Annotated in this window: 15 protein-coding genes; 5 read left to right on the plus strand and 10 right to left on the minus strand. The window is 70.8% G+C overall.

Going from position 1 to position 18815, the window contains the following annotated elements:
* The first annotated feature begins 588 nt into the window (after window positions 1–588).
* A complete protein-coding gene (locus tag ACNNMR_RS35510; RefSeq protein WP_420000588.1) occupies window positions 589–2823 on the plus strand; it encodes a glycosyl hydrolase family 95 catalytic domain-containing protein in 2235 nt (744 codons plus the stop codon).
* Here the strand turns inward: ACNNMR_RS35510 and ACNNMR_RS35515 are convergent.
* From ACNNMR_RS35515 to ACNNMR_RS35550, 8 genes are all read right to left on the minus strand, one after another.
* Entirely contained in the window at window positions 2786–4633 is a 1848-nt protein-coding gene (locus ACNNMR_RS35515; protein ID WP_419998816.1) for an ABC transporter ATP-binding protein, read from the minus strand. The genes ACNNMR_RS35510 and ACNNMR_RS35515 overlap by 38 nt on opposite strands.
* A 128-nt stretch (window positions 4634–4761) precedes the next feature.
* Window positions 4762–5469, minus strand: coding sequence for a hypothetical protein (locus ACNNMR_RS35520; RefSeq protein ID WP_419998817.1), 708 nt, complete (start codon window positions 5467–5469; stop codon window positions 4762–4764).
* A 36-nt stretch (window positions 5470–5505) separates the two neighbouring features.
* Window positions 5506–7893, minus strand: a complete 2388-nt coding sequence (locus ACNNMR_RS35525) for a polysaccharide lyase 8 family protein (protein ID WP_419998818.1) — start codon at window positions 7891–7893, stop codon at window positions 5506–5508.
* Between the two features lie 130 nt (window positions 7894–8023).
* Window positions 8024–8782 carry an SIS domain-containing protein gene (locus tag ACNNMR_RS35530; RefSeq protein WP_419998819.1) on the minus strand — a complete coding sequence of 253 codons (759 nt, stop codon included), beginning with the start codon at window positions 8780–8782 and terminating at the stop codon, window positions 8024–8026.
* 98 nt (window positions 8783–8880) lie between these two features.
* Window positions 8881–9945, minus strand: a complete 1065-nt coding sequence (locus ACNNMR_RS35535) for a LacI family DNA-binding transcriptional regulator (RefSeq protein ID WP_419998820.1) — start codon at window positions 9943–9945, stop codon at window positions 8881–8883.
* 86 nt (window positions 9946–10031) lie between these two features.
* Window positions 10032–11687, minus strand: a complete 1656-nt coding sequence (locus tag ACNNMR_RS35540; RefSeq protein WP_419998821.1) for an extracellular solute-binding protein — start codon at window positions 11685–11687, stop codon at window positions 10032–10034.
* A gap of 11 nt (window positions 11688–11698) precedes the next feature.
* A complete protein-coding gene (locus tag ACNNMR_RS35545; protein WP_420000589.1) occupies window positions 11699–12562 on the minus strand; it encodes a carbohydrate ABC transporter permease in 864 nt (287 codons plus the stop codon).
* 44 nt (window positions 12563–12606) lie between these two features.
* The gene (locus ACNNMR_RS35550) at window positions 12607–13461 is read right to left on the minus strand and encodes an ABC transporter permease (RefSeq protein ID WP_420000590.1); all 855 of its coding nucleotides are present in this window, start codon (window positions 13459–13461) and stop codon (window positions 12607–12609) included.
* Window positions 13462–13724: 263 nt separating this feature from the next.
* Here ACNNMR_RS35550 and ACNNMR_RS35555 point away from each other — a divergent pair, with 263 nt between their 5' ends.
* The 3 genes from ACNNMR_RS35555 to ACNNMR_RS35565 are packed head-to-tail and all read left to right on the plus strand — an operon-like array spanning window position 13725 to window position 16875.
* Entirely contained in the window at window positions 13725–14687 is a 963-nt protein-coding gene (locus tag ACNNMR_RS35555) for a hydroxyacid dehydrogenase (protein ID WP_420000591.1), read from the plus strand.
* A gap of 49 nt (window positions 14688–14736) precedes the next feature.
* Window positions 14737–15771 (plus strand): alpha/beta hydrolase family protein, encoded by a 1035-nt coding sequence (locus ACNNMR_RS35560; RefSeq protein ID WP_419998822.1) that lies wholly within the window; start codon window positions 14737–14739, stop codon window positions 15769–15771.
* A gap of 60 nt (window positions 15772–15831) precedes the next feature.
* The gene (locus tag ACNNMR_RS35565) at window positions 15832–16875 is read left to right on the plus strand and encodes a protein kinase family protein (protein WP_419998823.1); all 1044 of its coding nucleotides are present in this window, start codon (window positions 15832–15834) and stop codon (window positions 16873–16875) included.
* Here the strand turns inward: ACNNMR_RS35565 and ACNNMR_RS35570 are convergent.
* On the minus strand, window positions 16872–17435 hold the full coding sequence (locus ACNNMR_RS35570) for a hypothetical protein (RefSeq protein ID WP_419998824.1): 564 nt from the start codon (window positions 17433–17435) through the stop codon (window positions 16872–16874). The genes ACNNMR_RS35565 and ACNNMR_RS35570 overlap by 4 nt on opposite strands.
* Before the next feature lie 22 nt (window positions 17436–17457).
* Window positions 17458–17814, minus strand: a complete 357-nt coding sequence (locus tag ACNNMR_RS35575; RefSeq protein ID WP_419998825.1) for a DoxX family protein — start codon at window positions 17812–17814, stop codon at window positions 17458–17460.
* Between the two features lie 84 nt (window positions 17815–17898).
* Between ACNNMR_RS35575 and ACNNMR_RS35580 the strand changes: the two genes are divergently transcribed.
* The gene (locus tag ACNNMR_RS35580) at window positions 17899–18792 is read left to right on the plus strand and encodes a LysR family transcriptional regulator (RefSeq protein WP_419998826.1); all 894 of its coding nucleotides are present in this window, start codon (window positions 17899–17901) and stop codon (window positions 18790–18792) included.
* Window positions 18793–18815: the final 23 nt, after the last annotated feature.

Here is an 18815-nt window from a genome sequence, read left to right on the forward strand (position 1 = left end):
GCGAACGGGGGCGGCGTGCGCTCTTTTTCGTGTGGGTGTGTCGGGGCGCTTGGTACCGAGGCTGTGCCGACGGTCGACGGAAGGCGGCGCTCAGCACCGACGACCGCCTTGCAGGCCTCCGGCCACGACCTCGGTACCTCGCCCCCAGACACCCTCACACGAAAAAGAGCGCACACCGCCCCTCCGCACGCCCCCGACCTCGAAGGCGCGCCCCCAACCCCCCAGCCGGCTCCCGGCAGTAGGACGCAACCCCCACCCCCACTCCTCCGCAGCCAGCCAACCCACTCGCACCGCACCCCCAAGCAACTCGGCAACGCGGCCGTCACCATCCGATACCAAGCCATCCGCTCCCGCCCCCGCCCGGCAACCCGACGACCCGACGACCCGACGACCCGGCCAAGACAACACCCAGGGTCTTGCCAGGCATTGGTCCTATCTCTAGCGTGACGCACCATGGCTGACGGGATCACGCGAAGAGCGACAGTGAAGCTGGCCGCCGCCGGTGCAGGCGCGCTGACGGTGGGGATGCCCGGGGGGATGCCCGGGGTGGCAGCCGAGGCTAAGACCCCAGATAGCTCGGATGAATTGATGCTCTGGTACGAGAAGCCCGCCGCCGACTGGGAGCGCGAGGCGCTGCCCATCGGATCCGGCGCGCTTGGCGCCATGGTCTTCGGCGGAGTCGCCACCGAGCGGCTGCAGTTCAACGAGAAGACTCTCTGGACGGGCGGCCCCGGGTCCGCCGGCGGTTACGACTTCGGTAACTGGACCGCGCCCCGCCCCGGCGCCCTCGACGGCGTCATCGACCGGATCGACGACGAGACCAAGCTCGCACCCGAGGCCGTCGCCACCGAGCTCGGCCAGCCGAAGCGCGGGTACGGCGCGTACCAGACCTTCGGCGATTTCTACCTCGACGTGCCCGACGCCCCCGAGCAGCCGAAGGCGTATCGCCGCGACCTCGACCTCCGCGACGCCATCGCCGGGGTGCGCTATGGCGGCGCCGGCGCGGACGGCGAAGTGACCTACCAGCGCCGCTACTTCGCTTCCCACCCAGCCGGCGTCATCGTCGGCCGGCTCGAAGCCGACCGGCCCGGCAAGGTCGGCTTCACCCTCCGCACCGAGTCCCCGCACGCCGACCGTACGGTCACCGCCGCCGGCGACCGGCTCACGATCCGCGGCACCCTCGCCGACAACGGCCTCCGTTACGAGGCGCAGCTGAGGCTCGTAGCACAGGGCGGCACCCTCAGCGCAGGCGACGGCACCCTCACCGTCTCCGGCGCCAACGCCGCCTGGTTCGTGCTCGCCGCGGGGACCGACTACGCCGACGCGTACCCCAAGTACCGCAGCACCGACCCGCACGACCGGATCACCGCCACCGTCGACGCCGCGATACGTAAGGGCTACAAGGCCCTCCTCGCCGAGCACACCCGCGACCACCGCCAACTCTTCGACCGCCTCACCCTCGACATCGGCCAAGCCGCCCCCGCCGACGTCCCCACCGACCGCCTCCTCGCCTCGTACGCGGGCGGCACAACCCCCGCCGACCGCGCCCTGGAAGCCCTCTTCTTCCAGTACGGCCGCTACCTCCTCATCGCCTCTTCCCGCCCCGGCTCGCTCCCCGCCAACCTCCAGGGCGTCTGGAACCACAGCACCGAACCACCCTGGTCGGCCGACTACCACGTCAACATCAACCTGCAGATGAACTACTGGCCTGCCCTCCCGGCCAACCTCGCCGAGACCCTCGACCCGCACGACACCTACGTACGGAAAATGGTGGAGCCGGGGCGGGTGACGGCGAAGGAGATGTTCGGCGCCGGCGGGTGGCTCGTGCACAACGAGACGAACCCGTACGGCTTCACGGGGGTCCATGACTGGGCTACGGCCTTCTGGTTCCCCGAGGCCGCCGGGTGGCTGGCCCAGCAGCTCCACGAGCGCTACCGCTACAGCGGAGACACCGCCTACCTGCGCGCCACCGCCTACCCGGTCATGAAGGACGCCGCCGCCTTCTGGCTCGACACCCTGCACACCGACCCCCGCGACGGCACCCTCGTCGTCTCGCCGAGCTACTCGCCCGAGCACGGCGACTTCACCGCGGGCGCGGCCATGTCGCAGCAGATCGTGCACGACCTGCTCAGCAGCACCCTCGCGGCCGCCCGTACGCTCGACGACGACCCCGCCTTCCGCACCCGCTTGGAGAAGGCCCTCGACAAGCTCGACCCGGGCCTGCGCATCGGCTCCTGGGGGCAGCTCCAGGAGTGGAAGACCGACCTCGACAGCCAGTCCGACGATCACCGCCACGTCTCCCACCTCTTCGGCCTCCACCCCGGCCGGCAGATCGAGCCGGGTACGAAGTGGGCCGAGGCCGCCAAGGTCTCGCTGACCGCGCGCGGGGACGGTGGCACCGGCTGGTCCAAGGCCTGGAAGATCAACTTCTGGGCGCGGCTGCGGGACGGCGATCACGCGCACAAGATGCTCTCCGAGCAGCTCAAGTCCTCGACCCTCCCGAACCTGTGGGACACCCACCCGCCGTTCCAGATCGACGGCAACTTCGGCGCCACGGCAGGCATCTGTGAACTCCTCCTGCAGAGCCAGCACGGCCCGATCGAGGTGCTGCCCGCCCTCCCGTCCACCTGGCCGGACGGCAGCGCACGCGGGCTGCGGGCGCGTGGCGATGTCACGGTGGACGTGGAGTGGGCGGCGGGCAAGGCGCGGAAGGTGGTGGTCGCCGCGGGGCGAGACGGTGCACTGACGCTGCGGAGCACCGTCTTCGCCTCGGGCGAGCACACTTTTACGGCGCGGGCTGGGGAGCGGTACGAGTTCGGTTAGAGCTGTCCGAGTCCTCCTCGCTCTCGTCCAAGAAGCCACCCGACTGGTGCTGCCACAGCTTCGCGTACGCGCCCTCGGCCGCGAGCAGCTCCTGGTGCGAGCCCTGCTCCACGATCCGGCCGCGGTCCAGGACGATCAGGCGGTCCATTGTGGCCACCGTGCTCAGCCGGTGCGCGACCACCAGTGCCGTCCGGCCCTCCATCAGCCGCCACAGCGCCTCCTGCACCAGGACCTCGCTCTCGGAGTCCAGGGCGCTGGTCGCCTCGTCGAGCAGCAGCACCGGTGCGTCGCGCAGGATCGCGCGGGCCAGGGCCACCCGCTGGCGCTGGCCGCCCGACAGCTTTACGCCGCGTTCGCCGACCATCGTGGCGAAGCCGTCGGGCAGGGCGTCGGCGAACTCCGTGACATGCGCCGCCTCCGCCGCCAGCCGGATCTCCGCGTCGGTGGCGTCAGGGCGGGCGAAGGCGATGTTCTCGCGCAGCGTGCGGTGGAACATCGCCGGGTCCTGGGGGACGTACGAGATCAGGCTGCGCAGGTCCGTCTGGCGCAGCGCGCTGATGTCCTGGCCGCCGATCAGGATGCGGCCGCCGTCGATGTCCTTCATCCGCAGCAGCAGCCTGGCCAGCGTCGTCTTGCCGCCGCCGGAGCGGCCTACCAGGCCGACCTTTGTGCCGCTGGGGACGTCCAGGTCGAGGCCCTCGAAGAGCGGCTTGCCGCCGTCGTGGGCGAAGCGCACCCCGTCGAAGCGGACCGTGCTGGGGCGGCCGGTCAGGGCCTGCGGGGTCGCCGGGTCGAGTACGGTCGGCGACTCCCGCAGCAGTTCGGTGAACTGTGCGGCCTCCGTCATCGAGCTCTCCAGGCGGCGGTAGATCTGGTTGAACTCGAACATGATCCGGGTGGCGTTGGAGTAGTACGTGAACGCGACCACGACCGCCTCCACCCCGTGCGAGCCGGCGCCGAGCGCCACCGCCAGCAGCAGGCCGAGCACGTTCGTCAGCACGGCCATCGGGGCGACCAGCGTGTCGATGCGCAGGTTGCCGTAGTCCCAGGAGCGCAGCGTCAGCCGACGCGACGTGGCGACCCGGGAGCGGTGCTCCGCCGCCTCGCGCTCCTCGGCGGCGAAGGCCCGCACCGTGTCCATGTTCATCAGGCTGTCCGCGACATGTCCCGAGACCCGCGCGATGGCCTCTTCGCGCTGGTCGACCAGGGCCTGGCGGCGGCGGATGAGGGGGGCGACGATGAACGCGGTCACGGCGACCATGGCGAGCAGCACCACGACCAGCAGCGGCTCGTACTGCCACAGCACCACCGAGCCGAAGATCAACGGCACCAGATTGGCGATGACATTGAAGGTCAGCGCGTCCACGAACGGCTCGAAGCGGGACGCGAAGCTCAGCACCCGCTTGGTCAGCGAGCCGGCGAAGTGGTCGTGGAAGAACGCGGCGTCCTTCGCGAGCAGCTCGTCCATGCCGATCACGTACAGCCGCTCCATGCCGCGGGCGGCCAGGCGGTTCAGGCAGTGGAAGCCGATCCGCCACAGCGTCTCGGCGAACAGCAGGACGCCCGCGAAGGCGAGCAGATACGGCAGCGCCGCGTCCACGCCCGTGTCGCCGCCGCCGGCGATCTGTCCTACGAGCTTCGCGACGACGAGGGGCGCGATGTAGTTGAGGCCGATGTTGCCCAGCGCGGGGAGCAGCAGCGCGGGCACGGCCAGCAGGCGGAGCCGTGACAGCTCCTGCCCGTAGTAGCGCAGTGCGAGGAGTACCGGGCCTTTCCCCGGCCGGATTTTGTGTGGTTCAGGCGAGTTCATTCCACCTCAGTGGGGTCGCGGGAGCAGCCCGCAGCGCAGCGCGCGGCGACGCGTTGGCAGGGGCTGGGAAGCCAAAGATTCTCCCGCGCCGGCCCCACTGAGTTCAAAAGGTTTTTGGGTGTGGCTCCTCAGTCCACGTCCGCGTAGCTCGTCCCGACCCTCAGGCCATCGATCCAGTTGATGACGCGCTTGTTCTGCACCTCGGCGCCGTACGTGCCCCAGCGGGTGTCATTGCCGCGGTCGTCCCACGTGCGGCCGGAGAAGGACGCGACCTTATTGCCGTTGTAGTACGCCTCGACCCAGCCGCTCCCGGCGTCACTCGACGTGTGGATGCCGAGCACGATCCGCTTGTACGTGGATGTCTCCACCGGGGTCGACCACTTCAGGTTCCAGTTCTCGCCGGGGGAGATGTAGAAGAGCTTCAGCTGACCGCCCTCGACCTTCATCAGGACCGGGTAGTTCTGCTGGTGCTGGTCGTTCGTGCCGTACGACTTCCACTGGAAGATCGTGGCGGCGTCGGGGGTGTTGGTGCTCGTATCCCAGCCCAGGTAGTAGGTGCTGTTGTTCTTGAAGGTGTAGCGGGAGCCGCCGACCGAGATGCCGTGCGCCTCGCAGCGCTCCAGGCCGAGTGGCTTGTTGAATTTGAACACCTTGCCGCGGCCGTCGTTGTTGTCCTGCGCGGTGACGCTGCCGGGGGAGTCGCACAGGGTCGAGGAGAAGACGCCGGTGCCGCCGGAGGCGTCGCCATTCCAGATGACGGTCGCGCCGGCCGGGTTGGCGATCAGCAGGCCGAGGGAGCAGGTGAGGGCGGGGATGGTCCAGCGGAGCAGGCGCATGTGGGGGGTCGCCTTTCGGGTGTGGGTTTTTGAGTCTCAGGCCAGCTGCGCGGAGTGCGTGTGGCCTCGGGAGCCGCCGGTCTTGATGGTCAGCACCGGGCGGCGGCCCGTCGTGACCGACACCGTGGGGTCGGCGGAGACCACCTCGCGGGCGGCGTACGGGAGCTCGATGCGTACCGTGTCCTGCGTGCGGGAGGAGTCCGCGACCGCGACCGAGATGCCGTCGGCACGCCGCTGCACCAGGACGGTCGCGGTCCCCGAGCAGGTCAGCCCGGCGGCGCTGCCCTCGCCCCAGAAGTGCGCGGCCAGCACGCCGTCGCGGCGGGACTGAACGGCCTGCACGGTGGCCGAGTTGGCGACGACCGAGACCGGGTTGCTCGCCGCCCATATCGCGGTCGCCGTAGCGGAGGCGCCGGGGAGCAGGACGTACGCGTACGTGGCCGAGGCCGGGGACGTGCCGTGGTCCAGCCACAGCGTCACGTACCGCCGGGTGATCGGGTCGGCGGGCCCGCCCGTGTCCGCACCCGTGTTGATCTCCGCCCAGCTGCCCGTACGCTCCTCGCGGAGAGCCTTGAGGGGCGTACGGCCGGGGAAGACGTAGCCGCCGGTGCCGGCGAGGTGCGCCCAGCCGGCGCGCCGGAAATCCTTCGACCAGCCCTGGGTGCCGGGCTGGGGGAAACCGTCCACGGTCAGGCGGTTGGTGCCCGCCGCGTGCAGATGCCGGTTCTCCACGATCGTCTCGATCGTGCGGCCGTCGCTCGACGCGATCCCCGCGCCCAGCGCCACCACCGCACCGTCGAACGTGAACCACGCCTTCTTCGCCCGCAGCGTCGAGCCGTCCGCGATCAGGTCCAGCGCGGCCGCGGCGAAGCGCTTCCCGAGCGCCGCCCCGCCCGCCGTCCTGTTCTTCGGTACGTAGGTGCCGAACGTGTCGCCGACCGGCGTCCGCTCGCGGGTGTCGACGGTCGTGCCCGGCAGCCGGTAGGAGTTCACCGTCGGCCAGTACGCGTCCGTGTAGTGCGCCAGGTCGCCCGGGACGTAGAGATACGTGACGCCGTCGCCCTGATACCAGGCCTTCTTGTTCTCCTTGTTGCCCGCCTCGTAGCCCGCCACCCGCGTCGACGACAGGGCGAGGCTCAGCGCCCACTCCGGGCGGCGGTGCACCACCCGGTCCATGTCGGCGAAGGCGTACGCGCCGGTGAGGCGGGGCGTGGCCGGGACGGCGGGGTCGTCGAGGACGGCGCGGGCGCGGATGATCTCCGGGATGGTGGTCTCCAGCACCTCCTGGTACGGGGTTGCCGTGTTGCGGGTCATCCAGCCCTTGGCGAGGGCGCGCCAGCGGGCGGCGTACTCCGCCGGGGCGCCGGGGGCGAGCTGCAGCATGCTGGAGATGGTCCAGGCGCCCCAGTAGGCGTCGCCGCCGTCGTAGCGGGAGACCGCCCGGCCGTTCTGCGAGTCCATCATCAGGCCGTCGAAGACGACCGGGGAGAAGGCCCGCTCGACCGCGTCGAAGATGACCGTGACGTCCGGGTCGGTGACCTTCCAGGTGGAGCCGTCGAGGAGCGCGATCAGGTGGGCCACGCCGCTGAGCAGCACGTTGCCGTACGTACCGGTGTACGCGACATTGCTGTGCTGGATCAGGGAGCCGTCCTCGTAGATGCCGTCGCCGCTGGTGACGTAGCGGAAGAGGCTGTTCTTTCCGGCGCCGACGACGTCGGAAAGGCTGTCGCGGGCCGAGGCCATCTTGGCGGCATCGCGGGCGAGCAGGCCGTGCTGGACGACGATGACGGCCTTGTCGGCGCGGTTGCCGCCGGTTTCGGGGGAGCCGCCGGGGAGGCGGCGGTCGGCGTCCGGGCACCAGCGCTGCACGGTGGCGAGGTAGTCGGCCAGGTCGGCGGCCGGGATCCGGTCGCGCAGCAGCACGCACGTGTCGAGCATGGAGCGCGGCGAACCTATCTGCCAGAACCACCAGTTGCCCGTCTGCGTGGCGTCCGCGTTGTAGCCGCCGTCGTGCAGGAAGCGGAGTGCGGCGACGATCGCCTCGGCCACCTCGGCCTTGCCGCTGAGGGAGGTGCCGGGGGTGGCCCAGGCGGTGGCGAGGGTGGTCAGCCGCGGGTAGCTCTGGCCGAACTTCTCCGGGTCGGAGACCGGGGCCAGGTCCGGCCAGACGGCGGTACGGCCCGCGGAGCGGTCCATGGACTGCCACCACTCGTCCGCCTCCGCGTCGAGGCGGCCCAGCGCGGCGGCGAAGTCCGGGTCTTCGGGGTCGAACTCGCCGCCGGCCAGCTGATCCGCGGCCCGCTGCAGCAGGGTGTCGAACTCGTCCGCGGCGGCGGCCGCGGGCCGCGCCGCCAGCAGGGTCGCGCCGGTCGCGGCCGCACCTGCCAGAACGCTGCGGCGGCTGATCCGAGGTACGAGGGGCATGGGCACTCTCCCGGGGCTCGTGCGGGCTCGTGTCGCGAGGTGTGCCGCATAGCATGTAACCGCTTGCTATGGCTGACAAGAGGCCGCACAAGGGAAGTTGAGCCAACTTCCCTTACTCCCGGTTAAACGGTTACTGCCCCTGCGGGGCGGCGCCCAGCGCCGGGATCCGCGGCCCGTACGCGGCCAGTAGCGCCTTGTTCGCCTCATCCCCGCCCGGCACATTCGCGCTCACCCACCGCGGCAGCTCCACGCCCCGTACCGCCGCCAGCTCGTCGAGCTCGACCAGCACCTGCGACCACAGATACGCCGCCAGCACCGTCGACACCGCCGCCGTCCGCGGCTCGGCCGCCGGGTGCACCACATCGCCGTGCGGCACCCGGTTGTCGAGCACCACCGTGGCGTGGTCGGCGAGCCGGGTGCCGCTGCGGTCCGAGGCCTTCGCCGACGCCTCCAGCGAGGTCACCGCGATCACCTTCACGCCGCGCGCCAGGGACTCCTGCGCGATCTCGACGGGGTACGGATTGCGCCCGCTGGTGGAGAACACCACCATCACATCCGGCGCCTGAGGAGCCGCCTTCTCGACCACCGCCCGCCCGCGCCCCGGCTCCCGCTCCGCCGTGGTCGACCCGATCGCGTCCGGCAGCGGGAACACCGCCGGATCCCACGCCGGCTTCACGCAGGCGAGCCCGCCCGCCCGGTAGAACATCTCGCACACCATGGCGAGGGAGTGCCCGGCCCCCGCGGCATGGATGACCCCGCCGCCCGCGACGCAGTCGAGCAGTACCTCCGCCGCCGCCGTGACCTGCGCGGGCGCGGCCGTGTCGAGTTCGTCGAGCAGCGTACGGACACGGGCGGCGTGGTGCTGGCGGGTCGCGTCGGAAGACGTCATCGGGCGGGGCCCCCTCGATCTCGGTGGTCAGTGCATGCATACGGGTGCGGCGCCCGCGCAGCCTATCGGGCAGGTGTGCGCCCGCGGAGGGGCCGTGCTCACCCGCGGCTGTCGAGCCGGGCCACCGAGTCCCGTACGACGATGTGCGTGCCCAGCGTCTGCCGCTCCTGCCGCGGCCCGCCCCCGGCCCGGGCGGTGGCCCGCAGCGCCATCCGCACCGCCGTGCGGCCGAGCTCCTGGCCGGGGATGTGGACGGTGGTGAGCGGCGGGTTGAGGTGGGCGGCGAGCGGGTCGTCGTTGTAGCCGACCACGGACACGTCCGCGGGCAGCGCCACCCCGCGCTCGCGCAGCCCCCGGATCACCCCGGCCGCCACCCAGTCGTCGGCCGCGAAGACCGCCGTGAAGTCCGGCTTCCCGCCCGCCGCGTCGAGCAGCCGGTGCGCCGCCTCCCGGCCCTGTTCCTCGCCGAAGTCGCAGTTGACCACCTGCGCCGCGGACTCGGGCAGGCCGAAGGCGGCGAGCGCGTCGCGGAAGCCGCCAACCCGCTGTTCGCTGGTGGACAGGCCGGGGACGTGTCCGACGTACGCGATCTTGCGGTGGCCGGCCGCCAGCAGGTGGCTGGCGATGGCGTACGAGCCCGCCCGGTTGTCGTACTCGAGTATCAGCGCGGGCACGTCCGCGACCGGCGCCGGGCGGCCGCACAGCACCATCCGCGACCCGGCCGCCGCGAGGGCCTCCGCGCAGCGGGCGATCTGCTCGCGGTAGCCGTCGTCCTCGACCACCCCGCCGGCCAGGATCACGACCTCGGCGTGCTGCTCGCGCATCATCTGCACCAGCGCCAGCTCCCGTTCGGGGTCGGCGCCGGTCTGGCAGACCAGCGAGAGCATGCCGCGCTCGGCCGCCTCCGCCTCCACGCCGTGGGCGATCGCCGCGTAGAACGGGCTGTCGACGGCGGAGAGGAGGACGGCGACGGTCTTGCGGCCGCTGCCGGCGAGGCCGCGGGCGTGCGCGTTCGGCACGTAGTCCAGGTCCTTGACCGCGCGCAGCACCTTGGCGCGGGCGCCGGTCGAGGTGGGGTAGGTGCCCGCGAGCACCCGGGAGACGGTTGCCACGGACACGCCCGCCTGGGCGGCGACGTCCCGGATGGTGACTCGTTGCGTCACCGGCCCTCCTGTCCTTGGGGGCCGGGCCCGTACGCGCTGCGGCGCCGAAGGGCCCGGCCGAATGCGAAATCAGCCTATGCGGTCGGCTATTTGACCGCCGCGCGCTCCTCCGCGTACTCGTCGGCGATCTTCTTGCCGCCGCCGTTCTGCCACTTCTTGTAGATGTCGTCCCAGGAGGAGACCGGCTTGCGGCCGGTGACGATGGCGGTGACGCCGTCGGCGAGCTGCTGCTCCAGGGTGGCGCCCTGGGAGACGGCGGTGGCGGACTGCAGGCCGAAGTGGTCGGCCGGGACCAGGAGGGGGAGCGTGTCCTTCTCCCAGGCGTGGGTGCGCTTGGCGTCGTCCGGGAAGCCGGGGTAGTACAGCGGCTGCGGGGCGTCGGAGATCGCGCCGAAGGGGAGGCTGCCGCTCTGCACGTCGGCCAGGCCCTTCTCGGTGGCGATCGGGTTGTTGTCCTTGTCGCGCTTGAAGTGGGTGCCCTCGATGCCGTACTGCAGCAGCTCGTACTCCTTGCTGCCGAAGGGCGCGGCGAGATAGTCGAGGATGGTCAGCAGCAGTTTGATGCGCTTCGCCGGGGCCTTCTTCAGCACGGTGTAGCCGAACATGCCGCGGCTCTGCATCGCGTGCTGCGCCCCACCGGCCTGGTACGGGAGGGCCAGGCCGACCGTGAAGTCCTCCTGATTGCCCTGGAGGTTGGGGAGCATCGCCATGAAGCCGTCGGAGAGGCCGCCGACGGTGCCGTTGTAGAACTTCGTCTTCAGGTCCGGCGGGGCGAGGGTCGCCGAGTCCGGGTGGAAGCCGCCCGCCTTGTGGATCTTCGCGAGCAGCTCCAGTGCCTCCGTGAAGCCGTCGCTGCCCCACATGCTGGTGAAGTCGCCGCCCTTGGCCTGCCACTGGTTGGGGGCGCCGTGCCAGACCGCGTGCAGCCGGTGGCCGAAGGGGTTCGGGCCGACGGCCGCGCCGAGGGCGTACTTCTTGGCGCGGGAGACCTGCTGCGTCACGGCGGCGAAATCGGCGGGCGACATGCCGTCCTGGTAGCCGCCCTTCTCGTACATCTCCTTGTTGTAGAAGAGCTGGTCCTGGAACTTCGGCCGCTCCACCGGCACCCCGTAGATCTTCCCGGAGATCCGGCCCATGCCCTCCCACGCGTACGTGGGGATATTGGCGAGGTGCGGGTAATCCTTGGCGCTGTCGCCCGACAGATGCTCGGTCAGGTCCGCCATCTGCGACTTCACGAACTGCGCCTCGCGCGGCAGTGTGTAGCCGCCCGCGCCGACGCTGATGATGTCCGGCAGCTCGCCGCCCGCCATCACCGTGGCCATCTTCTTCGGATAGTCGGCGGCCGGGATCACGGTGAATTTGATCTTTACGCCGAGGGCCTTGGCCACCTCCTGCCAGTATGCGTTCTTCTCGTACGGGGCGGGCGCGGCGCCGTACGACAGCGCCATCATGTGCACGGTGGAGCCGTCGCCGGGCTTGTCGCCGTACGCCTCGTACAGCTCGCCCGGGTACGTCAGATACCCGGCCTGAATGCCGTCCGCCGTGCCCGGCAGGTCGGGCTTCGGCCCCTTCTTGACCGGCGTGTACGTCGGCCAAGGCGCGGCCTTCGTGCCCTTGTTGGACACCGACCCGCCGGTGTCGCCGTCGCCGCCGCAGGCGGTCAGCAGCGACGGGGCGGCCAGCGCGGCGCCGCTCACGCCGATGGCGCGCATCAGGGTGCGGCGGGACATCGGTGCAGTCATCTGATTCCCTCTCAGCTCTTGATGGCGCCGGTGAGCACGCCCTTGGTGAAGTACTTCTGCAGGAACGGATAGACGAGGAGGATCGGGACGGTGGCGATCACCAGCACCGCCATCTGGATGGTCTGCGGCGCGGCCACATTGCCCGCCTCCGAGGCACCCGAGTCGGCGAGCTGAGCGCCGCCGATGACGTAGGTGCGCAGCACCTGCTGCAGCGGCCAGTGCTCCTGCTCCAGGTAGATGGAGGCGTGGAACCAGGCGTTCCAGTACGACACGGCGTAGAAGAGGCCGACGACGGCGAGGACCGCCTTCGAGAGCGGGATGACGACGCGCCACAGGATCATCCAGTCGCTGGCGCCGTCGAGCCTGGCGGCCTCGTACAGCTCTTCCGGGATGCCCTGGAAGAAGCCGCGCATGACGACGAGATTGAAGACGTTGATGAGGACGGGGAGGATCACGGCCCCGTACGCATCGAGCAGGCCAAGCTCCTTGACCAGCAGATACGCGGGGATCATGCCGGGCGGGAAGAGGAAGGTGAAGAGGACGAGGAGCAGCACCGGCTTGCTGCCGTACACCTTCGGCCGGGAGAGGGCGTAGGCGAGCAGCACCGTGCAGAGCATGCTGGCCGCGGTGCCGACGACGGTGATGCCGATGCTCACCCATAGCGCGTCGCCGACGATGCCGCCGTTGAAGATCTGCCGGTACGCGCGGAGCGTCGGGTCGGTGGGCCAGAGCACCCAGCCGCCGTTGGCGACGACCTCCTTGTTGGAGGCGAAGCTGGTCGCGATCACGACGAGGAAGGGGAGGAGGACCAGGACCAGGACGATGGCGAGCGCGATGCCCTTTGCGACGAGGGTGAGGGGCTTGGGCTTCTCCATCCAGGCGGGGCGGGCTGCGGTGTTGCGTACGGCGTTTCCGCGGATCACTTGTAGACCCCCTGTTCGCCGAGGCGGTGGGCGACCTTGTTGGCGGTGAAGACGAGGGCGGCGCCGATGACGCCCTTGAAGAGGCCGGCCGCGGCGGCGTAGCCGAAGTTGCCGTTGACCAGGCCCTGGTAGTAGACGAAGGTGTCGATGATCTCGGCGGCCTCTGGTCCGTACGCGTCCCGCTGCAGCAGCATCTGCTCGAAGCCGACGGAGAGGATGTCGCCGAGCCGCATGATCAGCAGCAGGATGACGATGGGCCGGATCTGCGGCAGCGTGATGTGCCAGAAGCGGCGCCAGGGGCCGGCGCCGTCGAGGGCGGCGGACTCGTAAAGCTGCTCATTCACCTGCATCAGCGCGGCAAGGAAGATGATCGTGCCCCAGCCGCCGTCCTTCCAGATGACCTGGGCTACGACCAGCGGCTTGAAGGCGTCCGGGTTGCCGATGATGTCGACGGTGTGCAGGCCCGCGTCGCCGAGGAAGCCGTTCAGCAGGCCCGCGCCGCCGAGGATCTGCTGGAAGAGGGCGACGACGATCACCCAGGACAGGAAGTGCGGCAGGTAGACCACCGACTGCACGAAGCGGCGCAGCAGGTCCGAGGTGAGGCTGTGCAGCAGCAGGGCCAGGGCGAGTGGCGCCGGGAAGAAGAAGATCAGCTGTAGTACGGCGATGAAGAGCGTGTTCCAGACGGCGTGCCAGAACTCGCCGGACGCGAACATCGCCTGGAAGTTGTCGAAGCCGGTCCACGGGCTGTCCCACACGCCGACGAACGGCACGTACTCCTTGAACGCGATGACGTTGCCGAGCAGCGCGCCGTAGTGGAAGACCAGGAAGTACGCGAGCCCCGGCAGCATCAGGAGCAGAAGGACGCGGTCGCGCCGGAACCGTTTCCAGCGCTGCCTTCCCTGCGAATCGACTGCCACAAGCGCCCCTCGGTCGTCGGTCAAGTGACCGGAATCTAAAGCGGTTACTATGGGAGGTCAATGCCTCAACGCGCGGAAGTTTCCTTGACCTTGGGGTTACTGGCTCCTAGCCTGCGAGCTCGCGACGTAAACGGTTACTACGCTCCCTAGAGCTTGGAGGTCCGGTGGCTGAACGGCTCACCGCGGCGCTGGCCATGAACGCCGATGAGGCGGACCACGTGCTGCCCAGCGAGGTCCGCGACCGCATCGCGAAGCTCACGGACCTGCGGCCGGAGCCGCTGTCGGGGGACCTGACCGGGCGGTTGGCGGGCATTGATGTGCTGGTCACGTGCTGGAGTTGTCCGCCGCTGACGGAGGGGGTGCTGGCGGGAGCTGACCGGCTGCGGGCGGTGATCCATGCGGCGGGGTCGGTGAAGCCGGTGACGACGGCGGCGGTCTGGCGGCGGGGGCTCGCGGTCTCGTCGGCCGCCGACGCCAATGCGGGGCCGGTCGTGGACTTCACGCTGGCGGCGATCACCTTCGCGGGGAAGCAGGCGCTGCCGTCCGCCCGGCCCGGCTTCGATCGGCAGCAACCCGTGTCTGGGCGGGAGGGGTTGGACGGGCGCACGATCGGCCTCATCGGCGCGTCGCGGATCGGGCGCGGGGTGGTGGCTGGGCTGGCCGCGGCCGCGCCCGGCCGCCGTCATCGGATCCTGCTGTACGACCCGTACGTCCCGGCCCGCGAGGCCGCCGGGCTCGGCGCCGAGCGCGTGGACCTGGACACGCTGTGCCGCGAGTCGAGCATTGTGAGCGTGCACGCGCCGGAGCTGCCCGAGACGTGGCACCTGCTGGATGCCCGCCGGCTGGCGTTGATCCCCGATGGCGGGACGGTGATCAATACGGCGCGGGGCTCGCTGGTCGACACCGACGCGCTGACGCGCGAGTGTGCGAGCGGCCGCCTGAACGCGTACCTGGACGTGACGGACCCGGAGCCGCTGCCGCCCGGCCATGCGCTGCTGGAGATGCCGAACGTCCTGGTCACCCCGCACATCGCCGGCGTGCAGGGCAGCGAGCTGCGGCGGCTGGGGGAGTACGCGGCGGCGGAGGTGGAGCGGTGGGTGCGGGGCGAGCCGCTGCTCGGGCTGGTGACGGAGGCCGAGCTGCCGCGGCTGGCGTGAGGGGGCTTTCTTTATCCCGGCGTTCGGTCACGGCGGGGATAATCGCGCCATGCCATTACGACGCAGGGTTTTCGTCGCCGGGTTGGTGACCCTGGCCGCATCCGCCTGTACGGGCAGCGACGCCGACCCGCCCGCGTCGGCCTCCTCCCGTACCGCCGCGCCCGAATCCACGACGAGCAAGCCGTCAGCCTCACCCAGCCTCCCCCCGGTCAACAACCCGGTCTCGATCCCCGCCCTCATCGCCCGCAAGCACACGGGCTCCGACCTGACCTTCGGGAAGGTACTGGCGCGCAACTCCGCGTACACCCGCTACGCGATCACCTACCGCGCGAACGGCCTCCGCATCTCGGGCGTCCTCAACCTCCCCCGCGGCGACGGCCCCTTCCCCGCCCTGGTCCTGGCGCACGGCTACGCCGACGTCGACACCTACGTCTCCGGCCGCGGCACCCTCGACCGCGAGCACGACCTCCTCGCCCGTAACGGCTACGTCGTCCTCCACACCGACTACCGCAACCACGCCGGCTCCGACGACGACCCCGACAACGACATGAGCCTCCGCCTCGGCTACACCGAGGACGTCATCGGCGCGGTGAAGGCCCTGCGCGCCTCGGACCGCCCCGAGATCGACGGCGACCGCATCGGCCTGCTCGGCCGGTCGATGGGCGGCGGCGTCGTCTACAACACGCTGGTCGCGGCCCCGGGTCTGGTCGACGCGGCGGTGGCGTACGCGCCGGTGAGCGGGCGGCCCGCGGAGAACATCGACCAATTCCAGCGCCGCGAGGGCGACCCGCTGGTGAAGCGGATCGACGCGAAGTACGGCACACCGAAAACCAACCCGCGCTTCTGGCGCGAGGCGTCCCCGCTGACGTACGCCGACCGCGTCAAGGACCCGCTGCTCATCCAGCACGGCACGCGGGACACCTCCTGCCCGATCCGCTGGTCGCGAGAGGCGACGTCCGTCTTCAAGAAGGCGGGCAAGGACGTGCGGCTACGGGAGTACGAGGGCGAGGCTCATGTCTTCGGCCCGCGGTGGCGGCAGTCGATCGATCGCACCATGGCCTTCTTCGAGGACCACCTCCGCTAGCCCTCCGGGAAGTCGACCCGCAGCGCCCACTGTGATCTCACCTGGCTAAGGTGTCACCTCATGGCATCTTCCGTGACGGCACACAGCACGCGGCTGGCCGCTCACGGTGCTGTGTCGAACTCGCTGGCGCTGTGCAGCGATCGCGGGCTGCTTGAGCTCGTGGAGAGCGCCGCACCCCTGGGCACCGGCATCGGTGGCACATCGGCGCTGCTGGAGATCGCGGGATCTCCCGTCTTCGTGAAGCAGATCCCGGTCACCGAGCTGGAGTTGCGGCCGGAGTTCGTCCGGTCGACGGCGAATGTGTTCGGGCTGCCGGTCTTCTGTCACTACGGCATCGGCGGGCCGGGTTTTGGGGCCTGGCGGGAGCTGGCCGTGCAGATCAGGACGACGAATTGGGTGCTCGGCGGCGAGTATGAGGGCTTCCCGCTGATGTATCACTGGCGGGTACTGCCGAGCCCGCCGCGGGCGCTTCCTGCGGAACTGGCCGATGTGGAGGCCGCTGTTGCCTACTGGGGTGGCGGGCCGGAGGTACGCCGACGACTCGAAGCCTTGCAGCGCTCCACCGCCGGCGTCGTGCTCTTCCTGGAGCACTTTCCGCACAACCTGCACGACTGGCTCGGCGGTGAGGTCGCCGTAGGCGGCGAGGTGGCCGAGCGGGCCTGCGCCATGGTGGAGCGGGAGCTGGCGGCCGGCACCTCGTTCATGAACGCGCGCGGGCTACTGCACTTCGACGCCCACTTCGAGAACATCCTCACCGACGGCCGAAGCCTCTTCTTCGCGGACTACGGCCTCGCCCTCTCCTCCCGCTTCGAACTGGCCCAGGACGAAGCCGACTTCTTCGATCAGCACCGCACCTACGACGCCCGCTACACCGTCACGCACCTGGTGCGCTGGCTGGCCACCGCCCTGTACGGATACGATGCGGAAGGCCGGAGCGCATTCGTCCGGGCGTGCGCCGAGGGGGAAATCCCCGCGGAGTTGCCGCCGGGGATCGCCTCGATCCTGTCGCGCCATGCACCGGTCGCCGCGGTGATGGGGGACTTCTATCGCGAGCTCCAGCAGGAAAGCCGCACGACCCCGTACCCCGCCGCTCTCCCGCTCTAGCCCCGCCCGGGCTCCGGCAGCACGCCGGGCGGGACCTCCGCCTTGAGCGCCTTGTCTCCCGCCGTGAGCTTGTCGGCGTAGCCGGCCTCCGTCCAGACCAGCTTCTTGAACTGGTCGGGGGTGAGGAGGCCGCGCCACGGGACGCCGTCGACGCAGAAGACCGAGGAGCAGCCATAGCAGTAGTGCGCCTGCCGTGACAGCTGCTCCGCCCGCTCCGCGCCGGCCGCCACCGCCTCCTTCTCGCGGCCGTCGTCCCGTACGACATAGCCGGTGATGACGATGATGACCAGGGCGAGCAGGACCCCGCCGGCGATGTAGAGCGGGGCACCGTCATTGACCCCCTTGTACGCCAGCCCGCCCCCGACCCCCGCGGCGATCACCAGCCCCTCGGCGGCGTGCAGGCAGCCGTCCCCGGCCGCCGGCTGCGTCTCGAGCCGCGTCAGCAGATCGTCGCGCCGCGCCCGCTTGGCGGTACGTGCCTGCTCGACCGTGCTTATGTCGCCGCTCCCGCAACCCGGGCACGCCACCCCAACCGGCACACCGGTCTCCCCAGTTCCCATGCGCCTCAGTGTGCCAGCCCCGTCACGCGGCCCCGCGCTCGGCCAGCCCCAGCGCCAGCGAGGCCGCGGCCAGCGCCAGGCAGAAACCCGCCCCGCCGAGGTCGTAGTCCCGTACGCGCAAATGGGCGCCGAACGCGCCCAGGAAGTACAGCACCAGCCCCGCGGCCGCCGCCGTGCCCACCCACGGCACGGCAAAGCCGGCCGCGAGGCCGAGCGCGCCTGCCGCCAGCAGCACGCCCAGCGGGAGCATCCAGGACAGCGGGACCCGGAGCCGGTTGGCGATGCCGATGACGTATTGGTGCTGTACGAAATCCAGGCATGCCGCGGCGGCCATGACCAGTGCGGTGAAGGCGGTGACCGTGGCGTAGGCGGCGAACACGAGCGGCTCCTTTGTACGGACGTGCCCCCACCGTCGCCGCCGTCCCCGATTGCCGTCCAATACCTGCATTCATAACCTGACGGCATGGATGTGGACACCCGCCTGCTGCGCTACTTCGCCGCCGTCGCGGAAGAGGGGCACCTGACCCGGGCCGCGCGGCGGCTCTATGTCTCGCAGCCCGCGCTGACCAAGCAGATCCGGCAGCTGGAGACGCAGCTGGGCGTGCGGCTGTTCACCCGGTCGCGAACCGGCATGGCACTCACCGAGCCGGGGCGGGCGCTGGCCGCCGGGGTGCCGGGGCTGCTGGCCGGGTGGGATCAGGTGCTGCGCGACACCCGGGGCGCGGCCGCGCGGGCGGACCGGGTGCTGCGCGTCGGATTCCTGGCCAGCGCCGCCAACGAGCTCACGCCGCGGATCATCGCCGCCTTCACCCGCCGGCAGCCCGGCTGGCGGGTCGATATGCGGCAGGGCTCCTGGTCGGAGCCGACGGCCGGGCTGCGGGACGGGGACGTCGACGTGGGGCTGCTGCGGCTGCCGTTCCCGGGGCAGGAGGAGCTGCGCGTGGACGTGCTGCTGACCGAGCCGCGGTGCGTCGCGCTGCCGGACGCGCACCCGCTCGCCGGGCGGGCGGAGATCGGCTTCCGGGAGCTGTGGGACGAGCCGTTCGTGGTCCCGGTGGAGGAGACGGGCCGCTGGCGCGACTACTGGCTGGGCACGGATGAGCGCCAGGGCCCCCCGGTCGTGGTCGGCGCCGTCACCGAGAACCCCGACGAATGGCTCACCGCCATCGCCAATGGGTACGGCATCTCCCTCGCCCCCGAGTCCGCCGCCCGCTTCTATCCCCGTCCCGGCATCACCTACCGCCCTGTCACCGGCGTCGCCCCCAGCCAGGTCGGCGTCGTGCGGCCGCCGGGGGGTGAGGGGGATCCGGTGGTGAGGGACTTCGTTCGCGCCTGTCTGGAGTGCAAGACGGAGTAGCGTCGGGGGAGTTGGTGACGAGA

Origin of the sequence: Streptomyces boninensis (assembly GCF_048572725.1) — a bacterium.
Classification (GTDB): domain Bacteria; phylum Actinomycetota; class Actinomycetes; order Streptomycetales; family Streptomycetaceae; genus Streptomyces; species Streptomyces boninensis.

Bases quoted from the DNA above. Each gene is read 5' to 3' on its own strand.
- ACNNMR_RS35560 (WP_419998822.1), top strand. From the start codon at position 14,737: ATGCCATTACGACGCAGGGTTTTCGTCGCCGGGTTGGTGACCCTGGCC.
- ACNNMR_RS35555 (WP_420000591.1), top strand. From the start codon at position 13,725: ATGAACGCCGATGAGGCGGACCACGTGCTGCCCAGCGAGGTCCGCGAC.
- ACNNMR_RS35520 (WP_419998817.1), bottom strand. From the start codon at position 5,469: ATGCGCCTGCTCCGCTGGACCATCCCCGCCCTCACCTGCTCCCTCGGC.
- ACNNMR_RS35545 (WP_420000589.1), bottom strand. From the start codon at position 12,562: ATGGAGAAGCCCAAGCCCCTCACCCTCGTCGCAAAGGGCATCGCGCTC.
- ACNNMR_RS35550 (WP_420000590.1), bottom strand. From the start codon at position 13,461: ATGCTGCCGGGGCTCGCGTACTTCCTGGTCTTCCACTACGGCGCGCTG.
- ACNNMR_RS35525 (WP_419998818.1), bottom strand. From the start codon at position 7,893: ATGCCCCTCGTACCTCGGATCAGCCGCCGCAGCGTTCTGGCAGGTGCG.
- ACNNMR_RS35510 (WP_420000588.1), top strand. From the start codon at position 589: ATGCTCTGGTACGAGAAGCCCGCCGCCGACTGGGAGCGCGAGGCGCTG.
- ACNNMR_RS35540 (WP_419998821.1), bottom strand. From the start codon at position 11,687: ATGACTGCACCGATGTCCCGCCGCACCCTGATGCGCGCCATCGGCGTG.
- ACNNMR_RS35515 (WP_419998816.1), bottom strand. From the start codon at position 4,633: ATGAACTCGCCTGAACCACACAAAATCCGGCCGGGGAAAGGCCCGGTA.
- ACNNMR_RS35580 (WP_419998826.1), top strand. From the start codon at position 17,899: ATGGATGTGGACACCCGCCTGCTGCGCTACTTCGCCGCCGTCGCGGAA.
- ACNNMR_RS35565 (WP_419998823.1), top strand. From the start codon at position 15,832: ATGGCATCTTCCGTGACGGCACACAGCACGCGGCTGGCCGCTCACGGT.
- ACNNMR_RS35570 (WP_419998824.1), bottom strand. From the start codon at position 17,435: ATGGGAACTGGGGAGACCGGTGTGCCGGTTGGGGTGGCGTGCCCGGGT.
- ACNNMR_RS35530 (WP_419998819.1), bottom strand. From the start codon at position 8,782: ATGACGTCTTCCGACGCGACCCGCCAGCACCACGCCGCCCGTGTCCGT.